This is a genomic window from Dietzia massiliensis (assembly GCF_018390595.1).
Classification (GTDB): domain Bacteria; phylum Actinomycetota; class Actinomycetes; order Mycobacteriales; family Mycobacteriaceae; genus Dietzia; species Dietzia massiliensis.
In genome coordinates, this window is sequence record NZ_JAHBAV010000020.1 from 18,706 (window position 1) to 44,778 (window position 26,073).

Sequence of the window (26,073 nt, forward strand, 5' to 3'; positions counted from 1 at the left end):
GACTCACCCAAGGAGTGCGTGAATGTCCAGCAAACTCATGACCGCGGCGGAGGCCGTCGCGGACATCCCCGACGGGGCGTCGATCGCCGCCGGCGGGTTCGGCCTGTGCGGGATCCCGCAGATTGTCATCGAGGCGCTTGCCGCGCGTGACGTGGGGGACTTCGAGGTGTTCTCCAACAACGCCGGCGTCGACGGCAAGGGTCTGGGGATCCTGTTGGAGTCCGGCAAGCTGCGGCGGATCGTCTCCTCCTACGTGGGGGAGAACAAGGAGTTCGCCCGGCAGTACCTGGCCGGTGAGCTCGAGGTGGAGCTCACCCCGCAGGGGACGTTGGCCGAGCGGATGCGTGCCGGCGGCTCGGGGATCGGGGCGTTCTTCACCCGCACGGGCGTGGGGACGTTCGTCGCCGACGGCGGCATGCCGTGGAAGTACGACTCCGACGGCGGCGTGGCGGTGGCCTCCCCGCCCAAGGAGACCCGCGAGATCCGCGGCGAGACGTACGTGCTCGAGCAGGCGATCGAGGCGGACTACTCGCTGGTGCGGGCCGCGGTGGCCGATCGCAGCGGCAACCTGCGGTTCAACCTCACCGCCCGCAACTTCTCGCCGCTCGCCGCGATGGCCGGGCGCGTGTGCATCGTCGAGGCCGAGGAGGTCGTCGAGGTGGGCGAGCTCGCGCCCGACGACATCCACCTGCCCGGGATCTTCGTCCACCGGTTGGTCGAGCTGACCCCCGAGCAGGTCGCGCAGACCAAGTGGATCGAGAAGATGACCACCAACCCGCCGTCGGAAGGACAGCGCTGATGAGCACCGCCGCCACGCCCGGGTCCACCCCCGCCCGGCTGGGCCGGGACCGCAAGGCCATGGCCGCCCGCGCGGCCCTGGAGCTGGAGGACGGCCAGTACGTCAACCTCGGGATCGGCCTGCCGACCCTGGTGCCGAACTACGTGCCCGAGGGGGTGACCGTGACCCTGCAGTCCGAGAACGGGCTGCTGGGCATCGGCCCGTACCCGCACCCCGACCACGTCGACCCCGACCTCATCAACGCAGGCAAGGAGACCGTGACGACCCTGCCCGGGTCCGCGATCTTCGACTCCGCGACGAGCTTCGGAATGATCCGCTCCGGCAAGATCGACGTCGCGATCCTCGGGGCGATGGAGGTCAACCCGGCCGGCGACATCGCCAACTGGATGGTGCCCGGCGCGATGGTCAAGGGCATGGGCGGCGCCATGGACCTCGTGGTGGGCGCCCGTCGCATCGTCGTGGTCATGGACCAGGTCGCCAAGAACGGCTCGTCGAAGATCGTCTCCGAGATCACGCTCCCGCTCACCGGCCTGGGCTGTGTCGACCGGATCATCACCGAACTCGGTGTCTTCGACCGCGACGCCGACGGGCTCACGCTCATCGAACTGGTCGACGGCGTGACCCTCGAGCAGATCACCGCCGCCACCGACGCCCCGTTCCGGGTGGCCGACCACCTGAAGTGACGACGCCACCGCACCGGCCACCGCATACCGGGCCCCCGCCCGGACGTGCCCCACGCGGCCACGGCGCCCCCGGACTGTGGACCACACCGGTCCGCGGCCGGGCGGCGCTGTCGGCGTTGGCGTGGGTGCTCGGGTACGTGGCGGTCCTCGTCGTCGTCGTCATCCTCGGACTCCTCGCCGTGCGCGCCACGGGCGCCGGCCGACCCGAGCCCGCGAGCCTCGCCCTCGTCGTCCTGGCCGGCACCGCGGCGGCCGCACTCGGCGCGGTGCGGGTCCATCTCCTCCGACGCCGGGGACTCACCTGGGCGGACGTGGGACTGCGGCGGCCGGACCGCTCGCCGTGGCACCTGGCGTGGCAGATCCCGGCGGTGATGGCCGCCGGCGTCGCCGTGTCGATGCTCGTGCTCCTCCCGGTCGGCGCCTGGCCGGACGAGGCTGACGACCCCGGCGGGAACGCGATCGCGGACTTCATCGCCGGCGGACCCGTGTTCGCGGTGCTCGGACTGCTCACCGTGGCCGTGCTCGTCCCCATCGCGGAGGAGGTCGTCTTCCGCGGCGTCGTGCTGCCCGCCGTGCGAGCTAGGCTGCGGGCCGGCGCCGGCATCACGCTCGCGGGGGCGCTCTTCGCGGTCGTACACATGGTGCCGCCCGCGCTGCCGTACCTGCTCGTCGTGGGGATCTCCCTGTGCGCGATGTCGGAGTGGTACCGCTCGATCGTGCCCGGGATGGTACTGCACGGCGTGAACAACGCGACCGTGTTCGCCGGGGTGCTGGCCGCGGCCGGCGCCGCCTGATCGCGGTGGGCGCCTGATCGCGGCGGGCGCCGTCAGGCCAGGAGCGCGGAGACGAGCAGCAGGACGGGCAGGGCGCCGAGGGTCGTCAGCACCGCGGAGTCGCGGGCCAGCAGCGTCCCGTGGCCGTAGCGGGTGGCCACCACCAGCACGTTCTGCGCGGTGGGGAGCGCGGCCGCGACGACGACGGTGAGGAGTTCGTGGTCCCGCATGCCCAGCATCCAGGCACCGATCGCGTACGCGAGCACCGGGTGGGCGACGAGTTTGAGCGCGCTCGCGAGGAAGATCTCCCGGCGCGGGGAGGCGCCGGCCTCGAGGACCTTGACGCCGTAGAGCGACATCCCGAACACCAGCAGGGCGCCGGGCACGGAGATCTGGCCGACGAGGTGCACCGGCTCCAGGAGGGAATCGGACGGTGTCCAGGGCAGCGCGGCCACGATGACGCCGGCGAGCGCGGCCAGAACGATGGGCGTCCGCACCGACTGCAGGAGCGCGCCGAGAGCGCCGCCCCCGCTGTCCGCGCCCTCCGCGCGGGCGGACCGCTCCAGCACCGCGATGGCGATCGGCTGCAGCACCACCACCTGGAAGAGCAGCAGCGGCATGACGAAACCCAGGTCGCCGAGGACGTACAGGGCGATCGGGATGCCGAGGTTGGCCGAGTTGACGTAGCCGGCGGACAGCGCGCCCACCACCAGGTCGGCGGCCGGGCGTCTCAGCCAGAGGCGGGCTATCGCCATATAGAGGACGGCGATGATGATCGCCGAGACCGCCGACACCACGAACACGCCGGTGAACACCTGGTCGAGGGTGGTGCGGGCGAGGGAGTCGAACAACAGCGCCGGCGTCGCCACGGAGAAGACGAGCCGGTTGAGCACCAGGCGAGCGTCCGTGCCGAGGACGAGGGTCCGGGCGAGCAGCCAGCCCAGCGCGACGAGCGCGACGATGACGGCGAAGCCGTTGAGGACGCCGGACACTGGCGGACTCCTGGATCAGGGGGACGGGCGGTAACGCCGATCGGGGTCGTGCGCTCCTTCTCGAAGAGGAGACACGACCCCGATCGGGTTGCTGTTGTCCGGTCGGCGGCTAGACGCCGCGGGCGGGACGGGCGGTTCGGTTCGACCGCGCCGAGCGGTGACTCAGCGGCTGGTGAACGGCAGCAGGGCCATCTCGCGGGCGTTCTTGACCGCGACGGCGACCTGACGCTGCTGCTGCGGCGTGAGGCCGGTGACGCGGCGCGAACGGATCTTGCCGCGGTCGGAGATGAACGTGCGGAGGGTGTTGACGTCCTTGTAGTCGACCGTCTCGATACCCGCGACCTTCAGCGGGTTCTTCTTGGGTCGACGGCCCTCCTGGGCACGGATCTTCTTGGACGGGGTGCTACGTGCTTTAGCCATGGTTACCTACTCACCAGCTCGACTTCGTGACACCGGGGAGCTCGCCCCGGTGGGCCATCTCGCGCATGCGGACGCGGGAGAGGCCGAACTTGCGGATGTAGCCGCGGGGGCGGCCGTCGGCGACGTCGCGGTTGCGCACCCGCACGGGCGAGGCGTCACGCGGCATCTTGTTGAGAGCGGTCTGGGCCTCGAGACGGGCCTCGTCCGTGGTCTCCGGGTTCTTGATGATTGCCTTAAGCTCGGCGCGGCGCTCGGCGAACCGGGCGACCTTGGCCTTGCGCTGCTCGTTGCGCGCGATCTTGGACTTCTTGGCCACGGGTCAGCGCTCCTCTCGGAATTCGACGTGCTTACGGACGACCGGGTCGAACTTCTTGAGGACGATGCGGTCCGGGTTGTTGCGACGGTTCTTGCGGGTCACGTAGGTGTACCCGGTACCGGCCGTGGACTTCAGCTTGATGATGGGGCGGATGTCGTTACGGGCCATCTCAGATCTTCTCCCCACGGGCACGGATGCGGGCCACGACGGCCTCGATGCCATCGCGGTCGATGGTCTTGATGCCCTTGGTGGAGACGGTCAGCGTGACGCGACGACCCTCCGAGGGCAGGAAGTAGCTACGACGCTGGATGTTCGGGTTCCAGCGACGGTTGGTCCTGCGGTGTGAGTGCGAGACGGACTTGCCGAAACCCGGCTTCCGTCCCGTTACCTGGCAATGCGCCGACATGGCGTGGTTCTCCTTCCGCCCCGTCCATCGGTGGCGCGCGGCGGGGTCCACGTCCCGACACGGCCTGGGCCGTGCGGGGGCGTACCGCCACGTCGCGAACACCGTGAGGGGCGATAGCAAACGTGCAGACAACAGCGATGGTCTAGTTTACGGCCCGACCGCGCGAAACGGTAATCGGCACGTCAGCGCCACATTCGGCGCCCGGAGACGTCATCGCGTGACGCTCGAATTGGGTGCCCGGCCATCCTACGGGTACGATCTTTCGATGCGTGTGCTGACACCGGAATCCCCGGTTCGGCCACTGGCACTTGCGCGCCCCTGCCGGGGCGAGCGCCAGACCCACAGACTTCTACCGAGCTAGAGGGATCCAGTATGAAGAACGACATCCACCCCGACTACCACCCGGTGGTCTTCCAGGACTCGGGCACGGGCACCAAGTTCCTCACCCGTTCCACCGCGACGAGCTCCCGCACGGTGGAGTGGGAGGACGGTCAGACCTACCCGCTCATCGTCGTGGACGTGACCAGCGAGTCGCACCCCTTCTGGACCGGTGCGCAGCGCGTCATGGACACCGCCGGCCGCGTCGAGAAGTTCCAGCGCCGCTACGGCAACCGCGCCCGTCGCGCCAAGTGAGACGCGGGGCGTCCGCGCCCCAGTACACCTCCTAGACCCCGAGGACGATAACCATGGCAGTTCCCAAGCGCCGCCTCTCGCGCGCCAACACCCACTCCCGCCGCTCGCAGTGGAAGGCCGACAACGTCGCCCTCCAGGAGACCAAGATCGACGGCCGCCCCGTTGCGCTGCCGCGTCGGCTGGTCAAGGCCGCCAAGCTCGGCCTGATCGACCTCGACCGCTGAGTCGCCCCTGAGCGCTGTCAGTCGAGTACTGCGGCGCTGACAAGCGCCGCACGCACACGCCGGTCACGAGCCCGGCAGGTCCCCACGGACCTGCCGGGCTCGTCGGCGTGTAACCACCTGCCTGAGGCTTCCTCAGCCGGGTTTCAGCCGGGTGGGCCAGACTTTCCTCTATGAAGATCCTCGTGGTGGACGACGACCAGGCCGTACGCGAATCGCTCCGGCGTTCCCTCACGTTCAACGGGTACGACGTCGAGTTGGCGGGTGACGGGGTCGAGGCGATCGAGAGGGTCGACGCCGACCGGCCGGATGCCGTGATCCTCGACGTCATGATGCCGCGTCGCGACGGCCTCGAGGTCTGCCGGATCCTGCGCAGCCGCGGCGACGATCTCCCCGTGCTCATTCTCACCGCGCGGGACGCGGTCTCCGAGCGTGTCGCCGGCCTGGACGCCGGCGCCGACGACTACCTGCCCAAGCCCTTCGCGCTCGAGGAGCTCCTGGCCCGCCTGCGCGCCCTGCTGCGTCGTCGCGGTCCCGACGCCGAGGACGTCGACGAGGTCCTGGAGTTCGAGGACCTGCGCATGGATCTGGCGACCCGTGAGGTCAGCCGGGGCGAGCGTCGTATCCAGCTCACCCGCACCGAGTTCTCCCTGCTGGAACTGCTCATGCACCACCCGCGTCGGGTGCTGACCCGCAGCCACATCCTCGAGGAGGTGTGGGGCTACGACTTCCCGACGTCGGGTAACGCGCTCGAGGTCTACATCGGCTACCTGCGCCGCAAGACGGAAGGTGAGGGCGAGAGCCGGTTGATCCACACCGTCCGCGGTGTGGGATACGTGCTGCGCGAGACGCCGTAGTGCCGGCCCGCGCGATGCGGACGAGAACCGCCCCGATCTCGCTGCACCAGCGGGTCACGCTGCTGGCCGCGAGCTCGGTGGGGGTCGCGGTGGCCCTGATGGCCGTCGCGGCGTACTTCGTCGTGTCGGGGTCGATGTACAGCGACGTCAACAGTCGGCTGAAGCAGCAGGCCGATCAGTTGGTGAACAGTCAGCTGGCGTCCGAGTTCGCGCTGCAGTCCCGCAGCACCCTCATCGCGCTCCGGGCGTTCAATCCGAACCTGGACGCGCAGATCGTGGCGCCGTCGGGCGTACGTACCGCGACCGGCGAACCGTTCCAGATCGGCGGTCCGGAGATCTCCGTCGTGCGCGGGGAGTCCGAGTCGAGCCTGCGCACGTCGAGCGGCAAGCAGATCTACGCGGTCGGGGTCCGGGACGGGTCCACGCTCATCCTCGCGCAGGACCTCGGCCCCACGAGGGCGGCCCTCAACCGTCTGGCGATCGTGCTCACCCTGGTCGGCGCTGCGGGGATCGCGCTGGCCGCGGTGGCGGGAACGGCTGTCGGTCGGACCGGGCTCGCGCCGGTCGCCCGCCTGACCCGGGCGGTGGAGCGCATCGCACGGACGGACGACCTACGGCCCATCCCCGTGGCCGGTGACGACGAGATCGCGCGTCTCACCAGCAGCTTCAACCAGATGCTCGTCGCGCTGGGGGAGAGCCGCGAGCGCCAGGCGCGCCTCGTGGCGGACGCCGGGCACGAACTCAAGACCCCGCTCACGAGTCTCCGGACCAACGTCGAACTGCTCATCGCCGCCAGCCGCCCGGGGGCGCCGTCGATCCCCGACGCGGACAGGAACTCCCTCGAGGAGGACGTCATCGGGCAGATCTCCGAGCTCAGCCAGCTGGTCGGGGATCTCGTCGAGCTCGCCCGCGAGGATTCCGGCGAGGTCGAGCTGGAGCCGGTCGCCGTGTCCGAGGCCGTCGAGCGGGCACTCGAGCGGGTGCGCCGCCGACGGCACGACGTGGAGTTCGACGTCGAGTTGACTCCCTGGTACTCGTTCGGCGATTCGGCGGGCATCGAGCGCGCGGTGCTAAACGTCTGCGACAACGCGGCCAAATGGAGTCCCGCCGGCGGCACCGTGACCGTGCGGATGCGGCCCGTGTCCGACGCGGTGATGGAGCTGACGGTCTCGGACGAGGGCCCCGGTATACCCGAGGAGGACAGGGAGCTCGTGTTCGAGAGGTTCCACCGGTCCCGCGAGGCCCGCGGCATGCCGGGCTCCGGTCTGGGTCTGGCGATCGTCCGCCAGGTGACGACCCGACACGGCGGGACCGTGGAGATCGGTGACGCCGAGGGCGGTGGCGCGCAGGTGCGCCTCACCATCCCCGGCAGTGAGCAGTTCCCCAACTGACGGGCGCCGGTGCCTTCGCTGCCCGCCCAGAGCTGGGCGTCCGGCCCGGGTGGGTTTCAGCGGACGCACAGCGCGGTTCAGCGGACGCACAGCGCGGTCAGGGATGATGGGGGACATGGAGAACGAGAACGGTCGGGGCCCGGGCGACCGGGGCCCCGGAGACGAATGGGCGGCCGGATCGGCCGCAGGCCTCGGCAAATCCCCTCAGTGGCCAGCGGGACAGAACCCGTACGCGGGCCGCGGCCCGTATCCCGGCCGGTACCCGTACGGAGAGCAGCGTCCAACCGAACCCGGCGGACAGGCTGGCCCGGCCGGAGCGGCTGGTCCTCCTCAGGGGTGGGGCGACGACGCCCGCGCCACCGCAGCGTTCCCTCCGCAGCAGCCGCAGCCGGGTCAGGCGGGCCCCGCGGGACCGGGAGCGCCGACGGGCGCAGCCTTCCCTGGCGGACCGGAGCCCGTGGGCGGCGAGCCCGGGTCGGCGTCGCGCAAGGCCGGTAAGGGGCTCGTCGTGGCCGGCATCGTGGCCGCGATGCTCGTCTCGGGCGGACTCGGCGGCTGGATCGGCGCGACGGTGGCCGGTGGATCGGGAGAGGGGCTGTCCTCGCCGATCAGCGCCACCCAGCCGGTAAGCCAGGCGCCGGACGGCACGGTCGAGGCGGTCGCCGACAAGGTACTGCCGAGCGTCGTCTCGATCGACGTGCGCTCTCAGACCGGGCGGGGTGAGGGGTCCGGGGTCGTGCTCACCGCGGACGGGCTCATCATCACCAACAACCACGTGATCGCGATGGCCACCGCCGGCGGCTCCATCCAGGTGCGCTTCGATGACGGCTCCAAGGCACCCGCGAGCATCGTGGGCACCGACCCCGCGACGGACATCGCGGTCATCAAGGCCGAGGCGCCCCGCCCGCTGACGCCGGTCGCGCTCGGTACGTCCGCCAACCTGAACGAGGGGCAGGCCGTGGCCGCCATCGGCTCGCCGCTCGGGCTGTCCGGGACTGTCACGACCGGCATCGTCTCGGCACTGGAGCGCCCGGTGCGGGCCGGTGGCGCGCAGTCCGATCAGAGCACGGTGATCGACGCAATCCAGACCGATGCCGCGGTGAACCCCGGTAACTCCGGTGGCGCCCTGGTGAACATGAACGGCGAGCTGATCGGCATCAACTCGGCCATCGCGTCGCTGGGCTCGGGTAACTCGGGCTCGATCGGGCTGGGTTTCGCGATCCCGGTGGACCAGGCTCGCCGGATCGCCGATCAGATCATCAAGCAGGGATTCGCCACCCGGGCGGTGCTCGGGGTGACGGTGAGTGACTCCCCGGCCGGAGACGGCGCGCTGGTGCGGTCGGTCGAGCCGGGCGGCCCGGCGGACCGCGCGGGCATCGAGGAGGGCGCCATCGTCACGCGCGTGGGCGAGCGGCTCATCGAGAACGGTGACGCGCTCGTCGCGGCGATCCGGTCCCGCGCTCCGGGGGAGACGGTGTCCGTCACCTATGCTTCTCGTGAGGGCGAACCGCCGAACACCGTCGACGTTGCACTGGGAGAGGCCAGATGAGCACCAGATTCGATCCGAGGGCCCTGCCCGGAGGCCGCAAGCTCCCCACGAACGTGGACTTCGACCCGACGGCCGTAGAGCCGCCGGAGCCGGCGATCGCCGGCCGTGCGATGGTCGTGGTGGTCACGGACCGGATGCCGGAGCGGGAGGACTTCATCGGTCCACTGGTCACCGAGCTGCTCGAGGAGGAGGGCTTCCTCGTGGGCGGCGTCGTCGGCGTGGCGGCCGACGAGTCGGAGGTCCGCAAGGCGCTCGAGACCGCGGTCGTCGGCGGGTTCGACTTCGTCGTCACCATCGGCGGGACCGGCGTCGGCCCCCGCGACATCACGCCGGAAGTCACCGAGGAGATCCTCGACCAGCGACTGCCCGGCATCGCCGAGGCCATCCGCTCATCCGGCCTCACCGCGGGAGCCGTCGACTCGATCGTCTCCCGCGGGCACGTGGGCGTCTCCGGCAGCACGGTGGTCGCGAACCTCGCGCCGAGCCGGGCCGCCATCCGCGACGGGATGGCCACGCTGTGCCCGCTCGTGTCATACGTGGTCGCGCAGCTGTCGGGCTTCGACGGTCTGTGACCGGCGCGCGGGACTCCGACGGCGATCGGCGGGCCGGCACCCGGGGGACCACTCCCGGGAGCGCCGACCGCCGCGCCGCGGACCGCAGGCGCATCGACGAGGTGTTCGGCGACACGCTGCCGGAGACCACCTCGGACGAGGCGCGCGGGAGCGACACCCGACTCCGGGACAACTGGTGGCGCGAGCAACGCCCGCCTCACCACGACTGAGCCCGTCCCTCCGCGACCGACCTCGTCCGCCGCTCCGGCAGCGCCCGCCACATCGTCTACAGGGCCGGCGGCCGCTGCTGGCTGTGTCCCTCAAGGCTCCACCGCTCCACCGCCGGGGCGGCGCCGTCAGGACTCGTTGGCCGGACTCTCGGGGTCGGAGGGGTGGGCGAGCGGCCGCCCGGCGAGCAGGTCACGAATCTCCACGAGGAGTTCGTTATCCGTGGCGGGGGCCTCGATGCCCTTCCGGCGAGCGGCGGCCTCCTTCATCTTGTTCATGGGGCCCACCAGCACGAAGTAGATGATGGCGGCGATGAGCAGGAAGTTGATGACCGCCGAGATGAGCGCCCCGAAGTCCATCAGCGTCTCGGGGTTGTTCTCCAGGAGCTGCACGGCGAAGCCGATCTCCTTGTCCCCGCCGAGCAGAGCGATGAGCGGGTTGATGATCGCGCTGGTGAACGCGTCGACGATGGACGCGAAGGCGGTGCCGATCACGACGGCCACGGCCAGGTCGATCACGTTGCCCTGCATGACGAAGTCGCGGAAACCCTTGAGCATCGCTCGCCCCTGTCAGATGTAGTCACCGTACTGCCGAATCGGCACGGACGATATCAGCAGGACACGCCACCGTGGAATACCCGCGCGCGGCGGCTCAGCCGTGCACCACGACGGCCAGTGGGCTCGTGGCGGCCGTCGCGGCGAGGTGGGAGGCGAGCTCCTCGGGGACTTCGACCAGCACGGACCGGGCGCCCGACCGTCCGGCCGGGGTATCGCGCACCCGGGCCGCCCGCGCGACGACGAGATCGGCCGCAGCGGCGTGAGCACCGGGGTCGTGGGCGTCGGCGTCGATCGTGGAGACGAGGTCCACAAGGTCTCCGGGCTTCAGCAGGTCGGCCACGGCGGGGTCGGCGAGGGCGACGGGTACCACCCGCACAGGTCGCGCCGGGCCGCCGCCGGGGGCAGCGGTGACCGCGGCGGCGACGTCGGGCGGGGGACCGGGGGTCTCCGCGGGATCGGACCGTCCGACGAACGGTGCTGCCACCACGAGCGCAGCCGCGAGAGCCATCCGGGCCGTGCGTCGCCGCCGCCACCGCCCGGGCGTGGTCACCGAGGCGATGGTGCGGCGCATGGGGTCCCCCGTCGGTCGGCGCGCCCGCGGCGCGAACAGCGATGCCGCCGTCGCCCGGCGGTGTCGGTCAGACCGTAGCCGCAGGCTCCGGGCGACGGCCGCGCCGCGAGCGTCCACGCGAGAGACCTGTGGAGGCGGACGGGGGTGTGGAGAAACGCCCCGTCACGACCGTCGGGTCGGGAAGCAGCGGGGCTACGAGCCCGGGGCAGGTGGGTAGCGGACTTCTGATGCAGAACGTCGCGAACACAGCCGCTCCCCGCCATGGCGTCTCGCCCACCCCGAACGGAAGTTGTCAACCTGGTTTAAGACAGGTTGATGCCAGTGGTGGTGGGTAGTGCTGGTGCTTTCGGTGGTTGCGAGTATCTGACGGGATGCAGGGTTGCTGCTCGGTCCAGGGTCTGTTGGCGGGTTGCCCTGACCTGCTCGGCGGTGCCGGTGAAGACCTGCCAGGGGGTGTAATAGCCTAGGGCGCTGTGGTGGTGCTCGGTGGCGTAGCGGTGCAGGAACTCGCTGGTCCAGCGTCTGGCGTGCTCGATCGAGTCGAACCGGGCCGGGTGGTCCAGGTCGTACTTGATGGTCTTGAACAGTGACTCGGAGAACGGGTTGTCGTTGGAGACCCGCGGCCGGGAGAACGAGCGTTGCACCGCCACGGCCTCCAGTGCTGCGGCGAGCTCGTTGGAGCGCATCGCGGCCCCGTTGTCGGCGTGCAGCAGGGCCGGAGCGCCGTGCCGGTCGAAGGCGTCCAGGAACATCTCGGTGGCCTTGGTGGCGGTCTCGTCAGGTTCGACCCGCCAGGCCACCGGGTAGCGGGAGTAGACATCGATCGCCAGGTACAGCCGGAAGAAGCTGCGCCGGGGCCCGGGCAGCAGGGTGATGTCCCACGTCCACAGATCCCCCGGCGCACCGGCGGCCGCGGCGGGCTTGACGCGGGCGGCAGAGGTGCCGCAGTGCCTGCCCCGCCGGCGGTCCCCGACCAGCTCAAGCTCGTTGGCCACGCGATAGAAGCTGCGCTGCGAGCAGGCGATCTTGCCCTCGTCCAGGGTGGACCAGTACGCCTGCACCACCGACCGATCCTCCATCGCCGGGTCGCACAGTGCGTCGACGACCTGCTCTTTCTCGGCGTCGGTCAACGCGGCCGGCTGCCGGCGCTGGCGGTGCGGCACCGGCTCGTCCACGGGCTGGTAGTGCTGGTAGCCGCGGGAGATCCGGTAGAACGTGGGCCGTGGCATCCCGGCGAGTGCGCAGGCCCGGGTCACGGTCATGGCGGCCTGCTGCTTGAGGTCGTGGATCAGCTGGCAGATCACAACTTTTTGCGCTCGAGCCAGGCCTGATACTCGGCCGCGCTCATCAGCGTCGGTGGGATCTGCGCATCCGGTCCCGTCGAGCTCTTGGTGATCCCGTCCAAGAGCTCGAATGCTTTTCCCATGATCTCCTGCGCCGCCTCGGCGTTTTTGACCTTCTGCTCGAGCTGCTCGACCTGCCGACGCAGCCGGATCACCTCCGAGCGATCCTCATTGTGTTGTTGTCGCCTGCCCATCTTGACCTCCGCAGCCTGCAACGACGCATCGAACTCGCCCCGAGCCCTGGCATTGAGCCACCGCTTGACCGTCCCCCGAGCGAGGTTGTGCTCCCGCAGTAGCCGAGCCTTGTCGCCATGGGCCTCACACTCGTCCCATGCCTGCAGGAATTCAATCCGGAACGCGACCGAAAACGATCGCCCTCCCGACGCCGTAGTCCCAATCGGCGTACTAATCATCGTCCAAACTCCGATCCCCACGCCCCTCACGAACCTGTCTCACGATCAGGCTGGCAAAGAACGCGAAGAGCGGGCGAGGCGACATGCCCGGGAGCGGCCGCGTTGCGGGGTGCGCAGGCGGGGGAGCGAGGCGCCATGCCCGGGAGCGGCTGCGCTCCGGGTGCGCAGGTGCAGGGGCGAGGCGCCATGCCCGGGGGCGGCTGCGTTGCGGGTGCGCCGGCGCGGGAGCGAGGCGCCAGGCCGGTTACGACGACGAGGACGACGACGAGCTGGACGAGCCCGAGGAGGAGCCGGCACCGGCCGTGGCGCTCGAGCCGGAACCGGACCCCGACCCCGAGGACCCGGTCGACGAGGAACCGCCGCTCGACGAGCCGTTAGAGGAGCCGCCGTTCGAGGAGCTGCCGTTCGAGGAGCCGCCCGAGGAACCCGACCCGGACGAGCCGCCCTCGCCGGCGCCGCGGCTGTCCGTGCGGTAGAAGCCGGAGCCCTTGAAGACGACACCGACCGTGTTGAAGAGCTTGCGCAGGCCGCCGTTGCACTGCGGGCAGACCGTCAGCGAGTCCTCGTCGAAGGACTGCTGGATGTCGAAGGCGACGTCGCAGTCGCGGCACCGGTAGGAGTAGGTGGGCATCTGGCCTCCCGAGACGTATCGGATTGTGGTTGGCACTCTACTCCGGCGAGTGCCAAGTTCCGAAGTCGAGAACCCCGTCCGGCGTGATCACGCCGTGTACGGGGCGGTCGTGGGCCTCGGCGGGGATGTGCTCGAGGACGTTCTCCGTGTCGGCCAGCGCGAGGAGTCGGGTGCGGGGACCGGCCAGTGCGAGCGAGCGGTCGTAGTAGCCGCCGCCCCGCCCGATCCGCGTCCCGGAGCGATCGACGGCCACGGCGGGCACCAGGACGAGATCGGCGTCGGCGATGCGCTCCGGGCCCTCCGGCGGCGCCGACGGCACGAGGATGCCGAACCGGCCCCGGACCAGATCCGCCGGCCCGGCGTACGCAGCCCACTCCACCGGGCCGCGCGCCGGGGAGACGGGCAGCAGTACCCGCGCACCGCGGCGCGCCAGCTCCTCCGGCAGACCCCGTCCGCCGGCCTCGTCGTCGTCGGGCACGTACGCACAGACGACCATCCCCGCGGTGACGATCCCCGCCAGGTGGTCGAGAATCGCCCGGTCCCGCCGGACGCGCACCGTCGCGGGCACGGCAGCGCGGCGCGCGAGGACCTCCCGGCGCAACCGTGCCTTGACGGCCGCGTCGGTGGTGGGCCCCGCGCCGACGTCGGGGTCGTCCTGCGACATGAGCCACAGTCTGCCGCGCGTGGCGTCACACGTGGGTGCCGGGTACGCGGTCTAAGGTGGTCGCCATGACGTCCGACACCTCACCCGCGCCGCAGTTCCGGACCGCCGTCGTCCCGGCGGCCGGTCTCGGGACCCGGTTCCTGCCCGCCACCAAGACGGTGCCCAAGGAGCTCCTGCCCGTCGTGGACACGCCGGGGATCGAACTCATCGCCGAGGAGGCCACCGAGGCGGGGGCCGGGCGGCTCGCGATCGTCACCTCCGAGCGCAAGGTCGGCGTGATGGCGCACTTCGCCGAGGACTCCGTGCTCGAGGGCACGCTCGAGGACCGCGGCAAGGACGTCCTGCTGCACAAGGTCCAGCGCGCGCCGGGGCTCATCGAGGTCGTCGACGTCCGCCAGGACGAGCCCCTGGGGCTGGGACACGCGATCGCGCAGGTCGAGTCGGTGCTCGGCGACGAGGAGCAGGCCGTGGCGGTGCTGCTGCCGGACGACCTGGTCCTGCCGTTCGGGATCCTCGGACAGATGAACGCCGTCCGCGCCGAGCGCGGCGGCAGCGTGCTGTGCGCGTTCGAGGTGGACCCGGACAACGTCTCCTCCTACGGCGTGTTCGAGGTGGAGGACACCGACGACCCGTCGGTGAAGAAGGTGCTCGGCATGGTCGAGAAGCCGGCCGCCGAGGACGCGCCCTCCAACCTCGCCGCGGCCGGGCGGTACGTGCTCGACCGCGCGATCTTCGACGCGCTGCGCCGTACCGAGCCGGGCGCCGGCGGGGAGATCCAAATCACCGACGCGATCGACCTGCTCATCGACGAGGGCCACCCCGTGCACGTGGTGGTCCACGACGGCACCCGCCACGACCTGGGCAACCCCGGCGGCTACATCAAAGCGTGCGTGGACTTCGCGCTGGACAACCCGGCGTACGCGGACGACCTCCGAGAGTGGCTCTCGGGCCGACTGGGGTCGTAACCCCTTTTCCACTGGTGAGGCGGGTCCGCTCGCGCGGGTGACGGGTACGGGAAAGGAGCACCTGGTGCGCTCCGTCGAGGAACAGCTGGCTCTGGTGACGGCGGCCGCGGTCGCCCCGCGCCCCGTGCGCGTGGCGATCTCCGAGGCGCAGGGTCTGCTGTGCGCCGAGGAGGTCGTGGCCGAGCGCCCGCTCCCGTCGTTCGACCAGGCCGCGATCGACGGCTACGCGGTGCGTAGCGTCGACGTCCGGCCCGACGGCCCCGGCGACCGGGGCGGTGACGCGCCGGACGGCCCCGTGGCCCTGCCCGTGGTGGGCCAGATCTCCGCCGGCTCCCGCCAGCCCATCCGTCTGCAGCCCGGCCAGACCGTGCGCGTCGACACCGGGGCGCCGCTCCCGACCCTCGCCGACGCCGTCCTGCCGGTGGGCTGGGCCACCCCCGACGGCCGACAGATCGTCCCGACCCGCACCGTCCGCACCGGTGACTACGTCCGCCGCATCGGCGACGACGTCCAGCCCGGCGACGTGGCCGTCCGCGCCGGCAGCATCATCGGTCCCGCCCAGGTCGGCCTTCTCGCCTCCGTCGGCCGCGCCAAGGTGCTCGTGCACCCCAAGCCGCGGATGTCGGTCATCTCCGTGGGCGACGAACTCGTGGACGTCGACGGCCGACCCGGCACCGGGCAGGTCTACGACGTCAACTCCTACGCCCTCACCGCCGCCGGCCGTGACGCCGGTGCCGACGTCCACCGGGTGGGCATCGCCAGCACCGAGCCGTCACGACTGCGCGAGGTGCTCGAGGGTCAGCTCGTCCGCAGTGAACTCGTCGTGGTCTCCGGCGCCGCCGGGGGAGAGGCCACCACCCGGATCCGCCAGGTCATGGCCGAGCTCGGGCAGATCGAGGTCAACCGCGTCGCCATGCACCCCGGGTCGGTGCAGGGCTTCGGCCGGCTCGGTCGCGACGAGGTCCCCACCTTCCTGCTGCCGTCCAACCCGGTGAGCGCGCTGGTGGTGTTCGAGATCATGGTGCGGCCCCTCATCCGCATCGCGCTGGGCAAGCGTCAGCCCATGCGTCGCACCGTCCGCGCCCGCACGGTGGCACCCATCTCGTCGGTCGAGGGGCGGCGGGGTTACCTGCGCGGCCAGCTCATGCGCGACACGGACACGGGTGAGTACCTGGTCCGTGCTCTCGGCGGCGCCCAGGGGTCTTCCACCCACCTGCTCGCGTCGCTCGCGGAGGCCAACTGCCTCGTCGTGATCGATCCCGGCGTCACCGCCGTGAGGGCGGGTGACGAGGTCGACGTGATGTTCCTCGCCCAGCGGGGGTGAGCCGGGGCGTGAGCGGCGTGTGGGACGCGTTGACCGCCGACACGGCCGCCCATCCCGGGTGGCCCCTCCAGGCGGGGCCGCTGCGCGTGCCCGCGGGCGTGGTCACCCTGCGGCCGGTCCGCCGGCGCGACGCGCGCGACTGGTCGTCGCTGCGGCTGTTCGAGAGGGACTACCTCGAACCGTGGGAGCCGACCGTGGAGGGCCGGTGGCACGAGAACAACTCCGCGCGCGCCTGGCCGCCCATCCACGCCCAGCTCCGGCGCTACGCCCGCGCCGGGGCGACCCTGCCCGCCGCCATCGAGCTCGACGGCCGCTTCTGCGGGCAGCTCACCGTGGGCGGCATCGTGCGCGGCGCCCTGCACTCCGGGTGGATCGGGTACTGGGTCGGCCGCCCGTTCGTCGGCGGCGGGGTGGCCACCGCGGCGCTGGCGCTGGGCGTGGACCACGCCCTGGGGCCGGGTGCTTTGCACCGCGTGGACGCGACCGTCCGGCCGGAGAACACGGCCAGTCGCGTGGTGCTCGAGAGGTGCGGATTCCGCGAGGAGGGGCTGCTGCGGCGCTACCTCCACGTGGACGGCGCGTGGCGCGATCATCTCCTGGTCGCCCGCACCCGCGAGGAGCACGGCCGGGGCGCGGTGGCGGCGCTCGTCGAGGCCGGCCGGGCCCGGCGCGTCTGAGGATGTCCTGAGCATAGTGACCTGCGGCGCGCCGCCGCTTCACGGGGCTCGCGCGCCGTTACGGTTGGGTCCTCACCACGACGTCCCGAGTCGGGGTAGACGCTCGAGGAGGCCTGATCGATGTCGAGCTCGCTGCTGATCATCCTGCTGGTGGTGGTCTGGCTGTTCGTCCTCGCGCCGATGCTCATCCGGTCGCGCAATCCCATCCGCCGCACCGGTGACGCGCTGGCGCAGACGCGCACGCTGTACTCGGGCGGCTCCGGCCGCCTGGTGCCCAGTCGTGGGCGCGCCGCGGCCGATCCCGTGCAGGCCGAGACCGAGGAGTCGGTCTTCGGGCTGCCGACCGGGGCGGGCGCGACGGACGCCGAGCTGCTCGACACCGAGACGTGGGAGCACCTGCTCGAGCAGACCCTGCGCCGCGAGGCCGCCGGCCGCCGTGGCGAGGCCGTGCGCCGCGCCATGGAGGAGCGGCGCGCCGCCGCGACCGCGGGCGAGCGCGTCCACGGCGACGAGCAGGCGTCGGAGGAGATCACCTCGGAGATCCCGGCGGTCGTCGTGGCGGACGAGCGCGACTCGGTGCGCGCGGTGGCCTCCGTGTCGGAGCGGAGCGCGTCGGCCGTGGCCACCGAGGTCGGTGACGTGCGCGCGGACGACGCCGGTGTGGACGCGGACGAGGACGCGCGTCGGCCCGTGGTCGTCGACGGCGAGCTGGTCGAACGCTCCGCGGGGGAGCGGTCGGCCGGGTCCACGGGTCATGCCGAGGACGCGGCGGGCATCGACGAGGAGGCCGTGCTCACCCACCGCGGTCGTCGGCGTCCGGCCGAGCCCGAGGTGGAGCTCACCGACGCCGATCTGGACTTCGCCGAGCGGCGTCGTGGGCGCGGGGCCTACGACCCGATGGCGGACCGTCAGGCCGCCGAGCAGCGCGCGCACGCCCGGCAGCGCACGGCCCTCATCCTGGTAGGCCTCTCGGTGGTCGCCGTGGTTCTGGCCCTGCTCACCGTCCCGGCGGTGTGGTGGTTCGCCGGCGGCTCCGTCCTGCTGCTCGCGGCCTACCTCACGTACCTGCGTCGTCAGGTGAAGCTGGAGGAGAGCCTGCGCCGCCGCCGCATCGAGCGCATGCGTCGCGCCCGGCTGGGCGTCGAGTCCCGCGAGGACGACGAGCTGTCGATCGTGCCGCCGCGGCTGCGCCGGCCCGGCGCGGTGGTGCTTGAGATCGACGACGAGGATCCCGCCTTCGACATGCTCGACACCTACCGCGAGGACCTGGACACCGACCCCGGTCGCCACGATCAGCGGCGTCATCACCGCGAGCCGCTGCGGCGCGCGGTGGGCTGATCGGACCCCCGATTTGGTCGGCTGCCCGACCATGCTGGTAAGGTATTCCACGCTGCTCGAGAGGGCGGCACAGCCTCTTGGAAGAGTTCGGAAGAGGGGCATCGCGGCCCGCGAGGGCGGCGAGGGGCTATAGCGCAGTTGGTAGCGCGTCTCGTTCGCATCGAGAAGGTCAGGGGTTCGATTCCCCTTAGCTCCACCCAAGGACTTCGAGTTCAGAGGCCGTTTCCGCGCAAGCGGGGACGGCCTTTCCGCTATCCGGGGAGGTGCGGGGTGGCACGTCGGGATGACAGTGCGGTCGGTCGGGCGGCCCCGGTCCGCGCGCGGTTCTCGGCCGACCCCGCTGACGTCCTGGCGTTGGCCTCCGACCCCTCACGATGGCGCGAATGGGCCGGTCCGCTGCCGATCTGGCGCTCCCACCGGCGTCTCGGTGGCCCCACGGTCCGGTCGCTTCCCGACGGCGGCGGAGAACTCGAGTGGAATCTGCCGGCGCAGTCCGCCGCTGTGCTGCCGCGGCCGGTCCTCCGGGCGGGCCTCTCACTGCTCGCGCGGCGGCTCGTCACCGAGGCCGACCGGCGGATCGCCGTCACCCGCCGGCCCAGCCTGTCGTCCCGGTTCCAGCGCGCCGGGCTGCAGCTGGTCGTCCGGCCCGTGCTAACCATCGCGCCCTTCGACGAGAAGTGGATCCGGGCGTTGCGGGCGGTCGCGACGACCGCCTCCCGTGCGACGGGGGCGCGCCGGCGGACGCGGCCCGCGCACGGTGCGCCGGTGCCGGGTCTGTGGATCGACGGGGCGGACGACGCGCCCGGCCTACTCGTGCTGCACGGGGGCGGCTATGTCGCCGGCTCGCCAGACACGCACGCCACCATGGCCAAAGCGCTCGCCCGCCTCACCGGGACGACCACATATGTGCCCGACTACCGGCTGGCGCCCGAGCACCGGTACCCGGCCGCACTCGACGACGCGGAGGCCGCGTTCCGGCACCTCGCCGAGCGCGTCGGCGGCGCCGAGAGGGTCGCGATCGCCGGTGACTCGGCGGGCGGCGGCCTCGCGCTGGGACTGCTTGACCGTCTGCGCGGAGGCGGCGAACGACCGGCTGCTCTGGCCCTGATCAGCCCGTGGGTCGACCTCACCGAGCCCCTCGGCGGGGAGCGATCCGGCGGTGCCCTCGATCCGCTCATGCCCCCGTCCATCGCCGCCGACTGCCGCGACGCCTACGCGGGCGACACCCCGGTCGACGACCCGGGGATCTCCCCGGCCCGCCGGCCGCTCGACGCGAGCGCGCCGGCGGTCTCGATCGTCTGCGGGGGAGACGACTTCGTGGTCGACGACGTCCGCGTCTTCGTCGACGCGAGCACCGCGCGGGGAGCGACCGTCGATCTGCGGGTGTGGCCCGGGATGGTCCACTGTTTTCCCGTCGTCGCCGGGACGCCCGAGGGCGCGTCGGCGCTCGCGGTGCTGGCCGGACACATCCGCACGGCGGTGACGGCGACCGCGGTGGACGCCGATACAGTTGGCCCCCGTGACCCAGGGGACAATCGCGGCCCGGAGACGACCGACCGGTAAGTGGCTGAACCTGGCCGCGGCGATCGTCTGCGAGGTCGCGGGATCGCTCGCGCTCAAGGGCGCGCTGGACAGGCCCGCGCTCTACGTCGTGGTGGTGATCGGCTACCTCGGCGCCTTCGTGTTCCTCGCCCGGACCCTGAAGGCGGGGCTGCCGCTGGGCGTGGCCTACGGCATCTGGGGAGCCACCGGGGTCGCGCTCACCGCCGGTCTGTCCGCGCTGATCTTCGCCGAGCCACTGACCCCGCTGACGGGGGCCGGTATCGCAGTCATCATCGCCGGCGTCCTGTGCGTCGAACTCGGATCCCAGCGCGCTCGCGCCCGAGCGGTAGGGGCCGCGTGATGGCATGGGGTTACCTCGTCGTCGCCATCTGTTGTGAGCTCGCGGCGACCCTCTCCCTCCGCACGGCCGTCGACGACGCCCGGTGGTACGCCGCCGTCGCGCCCGGGTACCTGATCGCGTTCGTGTTCCTGTCCCTCACGCTGGCCGCCGGCATGCCGCTCGGCGTGGCCTACGGCATCTGGACCGCTGCGGGCGTCGCGCTGGCCGCGGTGCTCAGCCGCCTGCTGTTCCGCGAGCCGCTCACGCCGATGATGGGTGCCGGGATCGTCCTCATCGCCTGCGGCGTGCTGCTCGTCGAACTCGGCGCGGACGTGCAGTAGCGGTTAGGAGACCCTATGCCCCGCAGGTAGGCGGGGTGAGCGCCCGGCACCCGCCGCGAAACGTGCACGCGCTGTGCATAAGCGCAGGCCAAGGCCGTGACAGGGCTAATAGAACGGGTTACAGTCTGCGCATGACTCTCGCGCCCGGAACACCCGCCCCCGACGTCTTCAGCCCCGGCAGGATCGGCAACGTGACGCTGCGGAACCGCATCGTCAAGGCCGCCACCTTCGAGGGCCGGTGTCCCCGTGGGCGGATCACCGACGAGCTCATCGAGTTCCACACCGAGTACGCCCGAGGCGGGGTCGGTATGACGACCGTGGCCTACCTCGCCACGTCGCCCGAGGGTCGCACCGATAAGCACCAATATCACTGGGGTATGGACGACGGCGGGATGCTGCGCAAGCTCACCGATTCTGTCCACAACGAGGGCGCCGCGATCTCCGCGCAGGTCGGCCACGCCGGTGCGGTCGCCAACGGCGCCTCCAACGGGATGACCCCGCTCGGTCCGTCGCGCATCCCCGCGCCCACCGGCCTGGCCATCACCAAGGCGTGCACCCTTGCCGATATCGACCGGATCGTCGAGGACCACGTCCGGGCTGCGCGCGGCGCCTACGAGGCCGGTTTCGACGCCATCGAGGTGCACTTCGGTCACAACTACCTCGTCAGCGAGTTCCTCAGTCCGAGGCTCAACCGCCGGAAGGACGAGTACGGCGGGTCGCTGGAGAACCGCGCCCGCTTCGCCCGCCGCATCGGCCGTGCCATCCGCGACGCCATGGGCGACACGATCGCCGTCACCATGAAGCTCAACATGGACGACGGCGTGCCCGGCGGCTTCTGGATCGACGAGGCGCGGCAGGTCGCCAGGTGGCTGGAGCAGGACGGCTCGGCCGACGCGCTGGTGATGACCGTCGGCAGCTCCCTGCTCAACCCGATCTACCTGTTCAAGGGTGACGCGCCGCTGGAGGAGTTCGCCGCCACCCAGCCCCCCGTGATCAAGATGGGCATGAAGGTCGTCGGACCGAAGATGTTCAAGGAGTACCCGTACACCGACGCGTATATGTTCGACGACGCCCGCCAGATTCGCGAGGCCGTCGACCTGCCGATGATGCTGCTCGGCGGCATCGTCGACCGCCCGTCCATCGACAAGGCGATGAACGCGGGCTTCGAGTTCGTCGCCATGGGCCGCGCTCTGCTGCGCGAGCCTGACTTCCCCAACAAGCTCAGGGAGGACGAGCGTCGTCGCTCGCTGTGTCTCCACTGCAACCGGTGCATGGCCACCATCTACAGCGGGAGCCGGTGCGTGCTGCGCGAGTACGTGCCGCCGATCCCGCCGCGCGGCGGCCACGACACGCTCCAGGCGACCAAGCTCACGCCGCAGGTCTGAGAGAGCAGGTCTGAGAGGAGGCCCGAGAGAGGGGACGCGCCCGACCGACACCGCCTCGACGGCACCCGCGGGCCGCTACGGTGAGCACATCAGGCGGTCCGCTGCCGACGACGCGGGCCGGGACAGGGGAGCAGATGTCGAGGCGACGCATCAGGGAGTACCGGGGCAAGGTCTGCGTGGTGACGGGCGCGGCCAGCGGGATCGGGCGGTCGACGGCGATCCGACTCGCTCGTGAGGGCGCTCGGCTCGTCCTCACCGACCGTGACGCCGACGGGCTGGCCTCGGTCGAGCAGGCCTGCCGCGACGCGGGTGCGCCCGTCCTGGCCGCCGAGGCGCTCGACATCACCGACCACGACGCGGTCCTCGTCTTCGGCGAGCGCGTCATCGCCGCGCACGGGGCCCCCGACGCGGTCTTCCACGTCGCGGGCAACTCGGCATGGGGTCGACCAGACCTGCTCGAGCACCGCGTGTGGCGGTCGATGGTCGAGGTCAACCTCATGGGCACCGTCCACGTGGTGGAGGCGTTCGTGCCGGCCATGATGACGGCCGGTAAGCCCTCGGCCCTCGCTCTGGTCTCCTCGGCCGCCGGTCTGCTCGGCCTGCCGTGGCACGCCGCCTACAGCGCCGCCAAGTTCGGCATCCGCGGGATCGCCGAGGTGCTGCGCTTCGACCTGGCGCCCTACGACATCGGGGTGCACCTGGTCTGCCCCGGCGGCGTCGACACCCCGCTGGTCGAGAGCATCGAGATCGCGGGCGTCGACCGCTCCACCCCTGAGGTCGCCAAGACAGTCGACCAGTTCCGGCGTCACGCGGTCACCCCGGACGAGGCGGCCGAGAAGATGCTCGAGGGGGTGCGGAAGGGCCGCTACATCGTCTACACCTCGCCGGACGTCCGCGTGGGGTTCGCGGCCCAGCGGTTCGCCCCGCCGCTGTACAACCTGGCGATGACGCTTCTCAACCGCCGGATCACCAAGGTCGGACAGGGCATCCTCCCGTGAGGGGGATGGAGACCCTCCGTGACGCCGCCATTCTGCTGGCCCGCGTGGGCATCGGCGTGGTGTTCGTCGCGCACGGGTGGCAGAAGTTCTTCACGCTCGGGTTGGCGCGGGTGGGGGAGCAGTTCGCGGGCTACGGCATCCCGCAGCCGGAGATCACCGCGGCGATCGTCGCCGGGGTCGAACTCGTGGCCGGTGTCGCCCTCGTCGCCGGCCTGCTCACCCCGCTCGCCGGGATCCTCCTCGGCGTGGACATGGCCGGCGCCCTGTACTTCGTGCACGCCACCCACGGCCCGTTCGTCACGCAGAACGGCTGGGAGCTCGTCGTGGCGCTCGGCGTGGGGGCGTTGCTCATCGCCGCCGTCGGCGCCGGGAGGTTCAGTATCGACAGGCTGCTGGGCGGCTGACGCCGGCGGCGGGGTGTCTCACTCGGCCGCCATCGCCCGCATCGCCGAGACCGGCAGGCCCTCGGGGTAGGGCGCGTCGATCCCGGCCTCGTCGAAGGCGTTGCGGATCCGTCGGCGCAGCTCCCGCTCTGTGGCCCACTGCGCGTTGGCCTGCGTCACGGCGGTCATCCGCAGCGACCAGAAATCCGCGTCCAACGCGTTGACGCCCTGCAGTTCCGGTCCGGAGATGAGGTTCGAGGCGATGGGCTCCTCGGCCGCCGCCTGCTTGGCGGTCTCGATCGCCACGGTGCACGCCCGGTCGACGTCGGCGGTGTAGGACACGGGGATCTCGAGGAACGCCACGCCGAAGTCCTGGCTGTAGTTGCCGACGCGGGCGATGTCGCCGTTGCGGCAGTACCACAGCGTGCCGTGCAGGTCGCGCAGCGAGGTGATGCGCAGGCCGACGTGCTCGACGGTGCCCTCGGCCTCGCCGAGGTCCACCCAGTCGCCGACGCCGTACTGGTCCTCGAAGAGCATGAACAGCCCGGACAGGAAGTCGCGGACGAGGGTCTGGGCGCCGAAGCCGAGGGCGACGCCCACGATCCCCGCGGAGGCGATGAACGGCGCGACGTTGACGCCGAGGATCGCCAGGGTCTGCAGGACCACCCAGACCAGGACGACGAACGACACGAGCGACTTGAGCACCGAGCCGATGGTGGCCATCCGCTGGGCCCGCCGCTGCGCACGGCGCTGCTCGGCCCGGACGTGCTCGGCGTCGCGGCGGCGGTCGTGCCTCTTCAGCCTCGCGGCGGTGAGGCCACCGCTCTCGTCCGCGCTGACGTCGCCGTCGTGGCCGTCCGGGTCGTGCGCCGACCCGGCCTCGTCGTCGCGCCGGTCGGCCCTCTCCTGGCGGCGTCGCCGCCACGCGGAGACCGACCCGTCTCGGGAGGGGGCGGTGACCCGGTCGATGCCGCGGTGCAGCAGCCAGCGCACCACCAGGGCCAGCACGATGTAGATGGCGATCGTGACCGGTTTCTCGACCAGCCACTGCTGGGTCACGTCGCTCATCGGGAGATCGGCGAAGGGAATGGGTAGCTCGTTCACCTCCGCGACGCTACTGACGGCCCGGCGGGTCCGTCACCACGAAATGGGGGCCCGGGCGCGATGCACAGCCGCTGCTCAGGACGTCCGCGGCGGGACGAGGCGGCCGGTCAGCGCCAGGACGGCAACCAGAGCTGGTGATTCCATTCGGTCTGCGTGATCGGCAACCCCGCGAGGATCGGCAACATGTAGATGAAGTTCACGATCACCAGGGCGAGGTACACGCTCACGATCCCGCGCCCGATGAGCTGGCGCCGGCGGGAGTCGGTGGCCTTGCCGGCGATCTCGCCGAGCACGAGCGCGACGAGCATGACGAAGAACGGCACCATGACGGAGGCGTAGAAGAAGTACATCTGCCGGTCGTGCTGGAAGAACCAGGGCAGATACCCCGCCATGTAACCGACCAGCGGGAAAGCGTAGCGCCCGTCGCGGGAGACGACCGCGCGCCAGAACGCCCACGCCAGCACCGGAATCGCCAGCCACCAGATCGCGGGCGTGCCGATCAGCATGATCGCGCGGACGCACGTGGTCTCACCGCACCCGGCCACGCCCTCGCCCTGCTCGACGTAGTAGAGCATCGGCCGGAGGCTCATGGGCCAGGTCCACGGCTTGGACTCCCAGGGGTGCCGGTTGCCGGCGGAGGTGGTCAGCGAGGAGTGGAAGTCCAGGACCGATGACTGGTAGTACAGCCACGACTGCAGCGCATCGGGCAGCCAGGTGTCGGCGACCTTCTCGGGGACGGCGTGCCGGTACACGGAGTTCTCGCCCGCGAACCACGGGAGCCACGTGAACAGGTGCAGGATCGCGGGCCAGATCACCAGGGTGAGGAAGGCGGGCACCGCGTCGCGCAGCAGCGCGCCGGCGAGCGGGCGGTGGATGCCGTAGCGGCTGCGCAGGGCCCAGTCCCAGGCGACGGTCATGAGGCCGAAGAAGGCGATGAAGTACAGGCCGGACCACTTCACGCCGAGCGCGAGGCCGAGCATCACGCCGGCGGTGAAACGCCACCAGCGGAATCCCAGGCGGGGGCCGAGTGCGGAGAGGTGGAGCCGGCCCTCGACGGCGGCGCGGTGCATGCGACCGCGCATCTGGTCGCGGTCCACCAGCAGTGCGCCGGCGGCGGCCACGACGAAGAGCACCTGGTAGATGTCCAGCATGCCGATGCGGGAGGTCACGAAGGTGACGCCGTCCAGGCACAGCAGCAGGCCGGCGACGAAGCCGAGCTGGGTGGAGCGGGTCAGCCGCCGAGTGATGCGCATGACCATGAGCACCACGAGCACCCCCGCCAGCGCGGCGGTGAATCGCCAGCCCATGGGGGTGTAGTCGAACAGCAGTCCACCGAGGGACTGGATCTGCTTGGCGACGGGCGGGTGGACGACGAGACCGTAGGCGGGGTTCTCCTCGATGCCCAGCCGGGCGATGTCGTACGACTGCGGCGCGTAGTGCTTCTCGTCGAAGACCGGGGTGCCCTTGTCGGTGGCCGAGGCCAGCCCCCAGAACCGCGAGACGAAGGCCAGGACCAGGATGACGCCGGTGACGATCCAGTCGCGGGCCGTGTCGACCGGGCCGGTGTCGGGGGCGGGCAGCGGACGTCCGGGGGACCGCACGCCGGGGGTCGAGGTCACGAGCCGAGCATAGTGTGGCCCCCGCGCCGCCAGGGGACACGCCTCACCCGGCGGATAGG

General features: G+C 71.4%; 33 protein-coding genes and 1 tRNA gene. 21 read left to right on the forward strand and 13 right to left on the reverse strand.

Translation table 11 applies throughout. The annotated features are described in order from the left end of the window. The first annotated feature begins 22 nt into the window (after positions 1–22). The 3 genes from KHA85_RS07650 to KHA85_RS07660 all read left to right on the forward strand — a co-directional run bounded on the left by KHA85_RS07650 (position 23) and on the right by KHA85_RS07660 (position 2,276). Complete coding sequence (locus tag KHA85_RS07650) at positions 23–799, forward strand: CoA transferase subunit A (RefSeq protein WP_213185350.1); 777 nt, start codon at positions 23–25, stop codon at positions 797–799. Then, entirely contained in the window at positions 799–1,482 is a 684-nt protein-coding gene (locus KHA85_RS07655) for a 3-oxoacid CoA-transferase subunit B (RefSeq protein WP_213185351.1), read from the forward strand. The genes KHA85_RS07650 and KHA85_RS07655 overlap by 1 nt, the downstream gene beginning before the upstream one ends. A gap of 125 nt (positions 1,483–1,607) precedes the next feature. Then, complete coding sequence (locus KHA85_RS07660) at positions 1,608–2,276, forward strand: CPBP family intramembrane glutamic endopeptidase (protein ID WP_213185378.1); 669 nt, start codon at positions 1,608–1,610, stop codon at positions 2,274–2,276. Between the two features lie 32 nt (positions 2,277–2,308). On the opposite strand, the gene KHA85_RS07665 is transcribed toward KHA85_RS07660, so the two are convergent. The 5 genes from KHA85_RS07665 to rpmB all read right to left on the reverse strand — a co-directional run bounded on the left by KHA85_RS07665 (position 2,309) and on the right by rpmB (position 4,389). Next, on the reverse strand, positions 2,309–3,247 hold the full coding sequence (locus KHA85_RS07665; protein ID WP_213185352.1) for an AEC family transporter: 939 nt from the start codon (positions 3,245–3,247) through the stop codon (positions 2,309–2,311). Between the two features lie 162 nt (positions 3,248–3,409). Next, on the reverse strand, positions 3,410–3,667 hold the full coding sequence (gene rpsR, locus KHA85_RS07670; RefSeq protein WP_007632792.1) for a 30S ribosomal protein S18: 258 nt from the start codon (positions 3,665–3,667) through the stop codon (positions 3,410–3,412). 10 nt (positions 3,668–3,677) lie between these two features. After that, complete coding sequence (rpsN, locus tag KHA85_RS07675; RefSeq protein ID WP_007632790.1) at positions 3,678–3,983, reverse strand: 30S ribosomal protein S14; 306 nt, start codon at positions 3,981–3,983, stop codon at positions 3,678–3,680. 3 nt (positions 3,984–3,986) lie between these two features. Beyond that, on the reverse strand, positions 3,987–4,151 hold the full coding sequence (gene rpmG / locus KHA85_RS07680; RefSeq protein ID WP_007632789.1) for a 50S ribosomal protein L33: 165 nt from the start codon (positions 4,149–4,151) through the stop codon (positions 3,987–3,989). 1 nt (position 4,152) lies between these two features. Continuing rightward, positions 4,153–4,389, reverse strand: coding sequence for a 50S ribosomal protein L28 (rpmB, locus tag KHA85_RS07685; RefSeq protein WP_007632788.1), 237 nt, complete (start codon positions 4,387–4,389; stop codon positions 4,153–4,155). 372 nt (positions 4,390–4,761) lie between these two features. Between rpmB and KHA85_RS07690 the strand changes: the two genes are divergently transcribed. The 7 genes from KHA85_RS07690 (at position 4,762) to KHA85_RS07720 (ending at position 9,821) form a co-directional block, all read left to right on the forward strand. Then, positions 4,762–5,022, forward strand: a complete 261-nt coding sequence (locus tag KHA85_RS07690) for a type B 50S ribosomal protein L31 (RefSeq protein WP_007632787.1) — start codon at positions 4,762–4,764, stop codon at positions 5,020–5,022. 53 nt (positions 5,023–5,075) lie between these two features. Continuing rightward, positions 5,076–5,246 carry a 50S ribosomal protein L32 gene (rpmF, locus tag KHA85_RS07695; RefSeq protein WP_007632786.1) on the forward strand — a complete coding sequence of 57 codons (171 nt, stop codon included), beginning with the start codon at positions 5,076–5,078 and terminating at the stop codon, positions 5,244–5,246. A 170-nt stretch (positions 5,247–5,416) separates the two neighbouring features. Further along, positions 5,417–6,100 carry a response regulator transcription factor gene (locus tag KHA85_RS07700; protein WP_213185353.1) on the forward strand — a complete coding sequence of 228 codons (684 nt, stop codon included), beginning with the start codon at positions 5,417–5,419 and terminating at the stop codon, positions 6,098–6,100. A gap of 14 nt (positions 6,101–6,114) precedes the next feature. Further along, the gene (locus tag KHA85_RS07705; protein ID WP_236885350.1) at positions 6,115–7,491 is read left to right on the forward strand and encodes a HAMP domain-containing sensor histidine kinase; all 1,377 of its coding nucleotides are present in this window, start codon (positions 6,115–6,117) and stop codon (positions 7,489–7,491) included. Positions 7,492–7,948: 457 nt separating this feature from the next. Next, complete coding sequence (locus KHA85_RS07710; RefSeq protein ID WP_308936891.1) at positions 7,949–9,040, forward strand: S1C family serine protease; 1,092 nt, start codon at positions 7,949–7,951, stop codon at positions 9,038–9,040. Then, positions 9,037–9,612: a MogA/MoaB family molybdenum cofactor biosynthesis protein gene (locus KHA85_RS07715; protein ID WP_061229037.1), complete on the forward strand. Its 576-nt coding sequence runs from the start codon at positions 9,037–9,039 to the stop codon at positions 9,610–9,612. Before KHA85_RS07710 ends, KHA85_RS07715 begins: the two co-directional genes overlap by 4 nt. Continuing rightward, a complete protein-coding gene (locus KHA85_RS07720; RefSeq protein ID WP_213185356.1) occupies positions 9,609–9,821 on the forward strand; it encodes a hypothetical protein in 213 nt (70 codons plus the stop codon). The genes KHA85_RS07715 and KHA85_RS07720 overlap by 4 nt, the downstream gene beginning before the upstream one ends. Positions 9,822–9,947: 126 nt before the next feature. Here the strand turns inward: KHA85_RS07720 and mscL are convergent, their stop codons facing one another. From mscL to KHA85_RS07750, 6 genes are all read right to left on the reverse strand, one after another. Further along, complete coding sequence (gene mscL / locus KHA85_RS07725) at positions 9,948–10,376, reverse strand: large conductance mechanosensitive channel protein MscL (RefSeq protein WP_213185357.1); 429 nt, start codon at positions 10,374–10,376, stop codon at positions 9,948–9,950. Between the two features lie 94 nt (positions 10,377–10,470). Beyond that, the gene (locus tag KHA85_RS07730; protein WP_213185358.1) at positions 10,471–10,947 is read right to left on the reverse strand and encodes a hypothetical protein; all 477 of its coding nucleotides are present in this window, start codon (positions 10,945–10,947) and stop codon (positions 10,471–10,473) included. Positions 10,948–11,249: 302 nt separating this feature from the next. Further along, entirely contained in the window at positions 11,250–12,251 is a 1,002-nt protein-coding gene (locus KHA85_RS07735; protein ID WP_007632281.1) for an IS3 family transposase, read from the reverse strand. Beyond that, positions 12,248–12,703 (reverse strand): hypothetical protein, encoded by a 456-nt coding sequence (locus tag KHA85_RS07740; protein ID WP_182642409.1) that lies wholly within the window; start codon positions 12,701–12,703, stop codon positions 12,248–12,250. Before KHA85_RS07740 ends, KHA85_RS07735 begins: the two co-directional genes overlap by 4 nt. A gap of 244 nt (positions 12,704–12,947) precedes the next feature. Beyond that, positions 12,948–13,334, reverse strand: coding sequence for an FmdB family zinc ribbon protein (locus tag KHA85_RS07745; RefSeq protein ID WP_213185359.1), 387 nt, complete (start codon positions 13,332–13,334; stop codon positions 12,948–12,950). 37 nt (positions 13,335–13,371) lie between these two features. Further along, entirely contained in the window at positions 13,372–13,998 is a 627-nt protein-coding gene (locus tag KHA85_RS07750) for a 5-formyltetrahydrofolate cyclo-ligase (RefSeq protein ID WP_213185360.1), read from the reverse strand. 65 nt (positions 13,999–14,063) lie between these two features. Here KHA85_RS07750 and KHA85_RS07755 point away from each other — a divergent pair, with 65 nt between their 5' ends. The 11 genes from KHA85_RS07755 to KHA85_RS07805 all read left to right on the forward strand — a co-directional run bounded on the left by KHA85_RS07755 (position 14,064) and on the right by KHA85_RS07805 (position 23,312). Continuing rightward, positions 14,064–14,963, forward strand: coding sequence for a UTP--glucose-1-phosphate uridylyltransferase (locus tag KHA85_RS07755; RefSeq protein ID WP_213185361.1), 900 nt, complete (start codon positions 14,064–14,066; stop codon positions 14,961–14,963). Positions 14,964–15,027: 64 nt separating this feature from the next. Next, a complete protein-coding gene (glp, locus tag KHA85_RS07760; RefSeq protein WP_106384921.1) occupies positions 15,028–16,287 on the forward strand; it encodes a molybdotransferase-like divisome protein Glp in 1,260 nt (419 codons plus the stop codon). A 17-nt stretch (positions 16,288–16,304) separates the two neighbouring features. Then, positions 16,305–16,964: a GNAT family N-acetyltransferase gene (locus tag KHA85_RS07765; RefSeq protein ID WP_082904398.1), complete on the forward strand. Its 660-nt coding sequence runs from the start codon at positions 16,305–16,307 to the stop codon at positions 16,962–16,964. A 120-nt stretch (positions 16,965–17,084) separates the two neighbouring features. Further along, complete coding sequence (gene sepX, locus KHA85_RS07770) at positions 17,085–18,302, forward strand: divisome protein SepX/GlpR (protein WP_213185362.1); 1,218 nt, start codon at positions 17,085–17,087, stop codon at positions 18,300–18,302. A gap of 123 nt (positions 18,303–18,425) precedes the next feature. Continuing rightward, positions 18,426–18,498, forward strand: a tRNA-Ala gene (locus tag KHA85_RS07775). A gap of 74 nt (positions 18,499–18,572) precedes the next feature. After that, entirely contained in the window at positions 18,573–19,865 is a 1,293-nt protein-coding gene (locus KHA85_RS07780) for an alpha/beta hydrolase fold domain-containing protein (RefSeq protein ID WP_213185363.1), read from the forward strand. Beyond that, positions 19,822–20,205, forward strand: coding sequence for a DMT family transporter (locus KHA85_RS07785; protein ID WP_213185364.1), 384 nt, complete (start codon positions 19,822–19,824; stop codon positions 20,203–20,205). Before KHA85_RS07780 ends, KHA85_RS07785 begins: the two co-directional genes overlap by 44 nt. Further along, positions 20,205–20,525 (forward strand): DMT family transporter, encoded by a 321-nt coding sequence (locus tag KHA85_RS07790; protein WP_213185365.1) that lies wholly within the window; start codon positions 20,205–20,207, stop codon positions 20,523–20,525. Before KHA85_RS07785 ends, KHA85_RS07790 begins: the two co-directional genes overlap by 1 nt. Positions 20,526–20,656: 131 nt before the next feature. Beyond that, entirely contained in the window at positions 20,657–21,910 is a 1,254-nt protein-coding gene (locus KHA85_RS07795) for an NADH:flavin oxidoreductase (protein ID WP_213185366.1), read from the forward strand. A 134-nt stretch (positions 21,911–22,044) separates the two neighbouring features. Further along, positions 22,045–22,908 carry an SDR family oxidoreductase gene (locus KHA85_RS07800; protein WP_213185367.1) on the forward strand — a complete coding sequence of 288 codons (864 nt, stop codon included), beginning with the start codon at positions 22,045–22,047 and terminating at the stop codon, positions 22,906–22,908. A gap of 5 nt (positions 22,909–22,913) precedes the next feature. Next, the gene (locus KHA85_RS07805) at positions 22,914–23,312 is read left to right on the forward strand and encodes a DoxX family protein (RefSeq protein ID WP_213185368.1); all 399 of its coding nucleotides are present in this window, start codon (positions 22,914–22,916) and stop codon (positions 23,310–23,312) included. A gap of 18 nt (positions 23,313–23,330) precedes the next feature. Here KHA85_RS07805 and KHA85_RS07810 read toward each other — a convergent pair whose 3' ends face one another. Beyond that, on the reverse strand, positions 23,331–24,359 hold the full coding sequence (locus tag KHA85_RS07810) for a mechanosensitive ion channel family protein (protein ID WP_165001133.1): 1,029 nt from the start codon (positions 24,357–24,359) through the stop codon (positions 23,331–23,333). A gap of 143 nt (positions 24,360–24,502) precedes the next feature. Beyond that, entirely contained in the window at positions 24,503–26,014 is a 1,512-nt protein-coding gene (locus KHA85_RS07815; protein ID WP_213185369.1) for a dolichyl-phosphate-mannose--protein mannosyltransferase, read from the reverse strand. Positions 26,015–26,073: the final 59 nt, after the last annotated feature.